Below are 3127 nucleotides of genomic sequence, written 5' to 3'. Positions count from 1 at the left end.
ACCCATGGCTCCCCCAAACGGTATCGGATGGAACCCGGGTTCATCGTTTCAGGGCAACTGGGGCAGTCCGTGGAACAGCGGCTGGAACAGAGGACCGACAATCGTTGTAAACCAGTCGCCTGTGATTCCGGAACAAGGGGTGACAAGAGTTGTCGCTTGCGGATATGACGCTCAGGGAATCTGGCGTGTGCTTCCGCTGACGGTCAGTTATCAATACAATGGCGTTCAATACGTGGTCAACGTATTGAACGCCTGGAATCCTTGGACCGATATGTGGGACAGGGGAGTTGACGCTCCGGCGTATAATACCGATTGTTATCTGCGGGGTGTGGAATACTCCTTCTATACCGTATTGCCTACCGGCACCTTCTATTTCAATCTATAGGGCGTGTTTCTTAAAACATCGTGCCTCAGGTTAATCCATTCCTTCGTCATAGCCGGAGCCTCCCATGGGTTCGCCGGAGTTGTCGCGACTCCCTTTTTTGTTCGACTTCATGTTGCCGAAGGAGTATTTTATAGTAAGACCGAGCACACGTCCCATGCGCCAGCGTTTGGAGGTCTGTGTGTATCCGGGTCCGTAGATGGTGCTCTTCCATTTGCGGGAGTCGAAGATATCGCGGCAATTGAGCGAGAACGACCAGTTGCCCGCGATTTTGCGTAATCCGGCGTCCACGCTCCATCCTCCCTGTCTCGCACCCTGTGCCTCTTTCTGCTCGGAAGCGTAACGCCCTGTCGCCTGAAATGAGATGCCTAACGGGAGTTTTACGTTTGCCATAAGGCGCGCGTCCCATGCGAAGCTGTTCTGCTTTTCGTTGGACAGATGCGCTATGTTGCCGCTTTCCGTCGGGAAGTCGTAGCTCCATCCGCTGATGTGGTTATTGTAGAGATTCACTGTCGTGGTCAGGTCGAGCTTGCTGCGGAAGAGTGAGTTCTTGAATATTATCTCGCACCCTGAGTTCGCCATCTTCGACACATTCGCGAATGTCGAATACATCACGTCGTTGTCCATATATGCGATACGGTTGATCATGTTGTCGGCAGTCCTGACGTAAGCCGAGAAGGAAATCATGTGGTATGTCCAGCTCTTCAGATAGTTAAGCTCGAAGGAGTTGGAATATTGCGGTTCAAGTTCCGGATTTCCGTATGACACGCTTGTGGGGTCGGAAACATTGTGGAACGAATTCAGCTGTCCACCCCACGGACGGCGTATGCGTCGGGTGTAGTTGATCTGGATCTCATTGTCTTTGGGGAGAGAATATGATAAGAACAAGGAGGGGAAGAGGGCGAAGAAATTCTTTTTGAATTCCGGCACATCCTCGCGGTTCTGACCGTATTCGAGCGAGCGGCTTCTTACCTGCCACGATTCAGAACGGACTCCGGCAGAGAAACTGAAATCCTTTATCTTCCCTCCGAGAGTTACGTAAAGCGCCGACACGTTGTTGGAATAGATGAAGCGGTTGAAGAGGCTTTCGTCAATCTTCAGCGTTCCGTCGGGGCTGAGTCTCATTGTGGTGTTCGGGGTATTCTCGTGGCTGTAGTTGCCGTTGTATCCGGCTTCGAGTTTCAGCCAGTCGTTCAGTTTGTTGGTATAGTCGACCTTAGCCTCCCAGGAGTTGACGTTGATGGGCATGGACTGTTCGCGGTATTGCTCCGTGGTTGAATTGTCAGCCCAGGTTTCGGTCTCGCCGTATGAGTTCCAGGACGGACCGCCCCAGTGGTTGAAGCTGACCATTGTCTCCAGCGAATGATTGTCGTTCCATCTGTGCGTATATCCCCATTCCACATGCGCGCCTTTGGATTCTCCGTGGTTTCGTGAGATCTGAAGGTCGCTGAGCCAGTGGTCGGGGCGATTGGCGGTGTATTCGGTTGTTGTCTTTCCGTAGCGGCGTCCGAACATGCCGAATCCGTTGACATAAAACTCGTCTTTATCTGTGAGATGGTATGTTGCACCCAGACGGAAGAAGAGATTGTTGCCGTGTGAGCGGCTGTCGCCGTCGGAGTTGGTGAAAGTGCCGTCATCGAAGGTGCGGCGTGTCTCGGAACCACCTTTGCCATGGCGCATTCTGAAGCCTATGGAGGCGAAGGTGTCCCACTTCCCTGTGTTATAGTTGATATTTGCCGATACGTTTCCGCCACCCCGGGTGTTTCCCCCTATTTCCGCGCTTCCGAAATATCCCCCGCGTCTGTCTTTTTTTAGGATGATGTTGATGATGCCCGCTGTTCCTTCCGGACTGTATTTTGCCGAAGGGTTGGTTATGACCTCTATGCGGTCGATGCTTTCACCCGGAATCTGTTCCAGAATCTGGGCGCGGTTGTCGGCTGTGAGTCCGGAATCCTTGCCGTTGATCCATATTGTTACGGAGCTGTTTCCGCGCAGCGACACCTCACCGTCCTGGTCTACCTCTACCGATGGAATGGATTCAAGTAACTCGCTCGCGCTCTGTCCTGCAGCCGCGATATTCGCGTCTACGGTAAACACCTTGCGGTCAAGCTCGAACCGCATCTGGCTGCGTATACCCTCTACAACCACTTCTTTCAGCACCTTCGAGTCGTCTACAAGGTTGATGGTGCCGAGGTCGATGTTGCTCCCGGAGATATTCACGGGTCGTTCCTGGTTGACGCTGCCGACATTCATTATCTTGATTACATATGAGCCGTCCGAGAGGTTCGGAAGAGTGAACTTGCCCTCGCTGTCGGAAGACGCTACGATCTGAAACGGTTTCTTGCCCGTGGAATCGAATACCTGCACTGTCACGAAGTCCATCGGCTCGCCGGTGGCTTTGTTTAAGATTTTACCTGTCACTGTGCCTTTTGCACACAAAATGGCAGGGAGCGCAACCATTCCCGCCATCATAAATAACCTGATTTTCATTACTTTTTAACAACTTCTAAAATGCGTCACCTTTTTTTGGTGTATAAAGACAGTTTCCAAATGAAACAGCTTCCGAATTTCTTTGACTCCGAATGTATATAAAGGTTTAATTTGGTTAAGAAATATTTTATTCTTATATTCGCAACAAATAAGCAGGTATTCTGATTTGAGCGGCATCAGGGTGAAAGTAAATCCGAATACTTGCTTACTTGCTGATTTGACTTTTATCAACTAAGTAAGTGTTGGAAATTAACT

At 50.8% G+C, this 3127-nt stretch carries 2 protein-coding genes; one reads left to right on the top strand and one right to left on the bottom strand.

From position 1 onward, the window contains the following. The coding region (locus tag JX312_RS11135; RefSeq protein ID WP_204458051.1) for a hypothetical protein at positions 1-385 on the top strand (385 nt) is incomplete at its 5' end. 30 nt (positions 386-415) lie between these two features. On the opposite strand, the gene JX312_RS11130 is transcribed toward JX312_RS11135, so the two are convergent. Then, on the bottom strand, positions 416-2872 hold the full coding sequence (locus JX312_RS11130; RefSeq protein ID WP_204458050.1) for an outer membrane beta-barrel family protein: 2457 nt from the start codon (positions 2870-2872) through the stop codon (positions 416-418). Positions 2873-3127 lie beyond the last annotated feature (255 nt).

Origin of the sequence: Barnesiella sp. CU968, from assembly GCF_905219685.1 — a bacterium.
Lineage (GTDB): Bacteria > Bacteroidota > Bacteroidia > Bacteroidales > Muribaculaceae > Lepagella > Lepagella muris_A.
The sequence above is the reverse complement of the archived record's forward strand: the minus strand, read 5'-3'. Positions and strand labels throughout refer to the sequence as shown.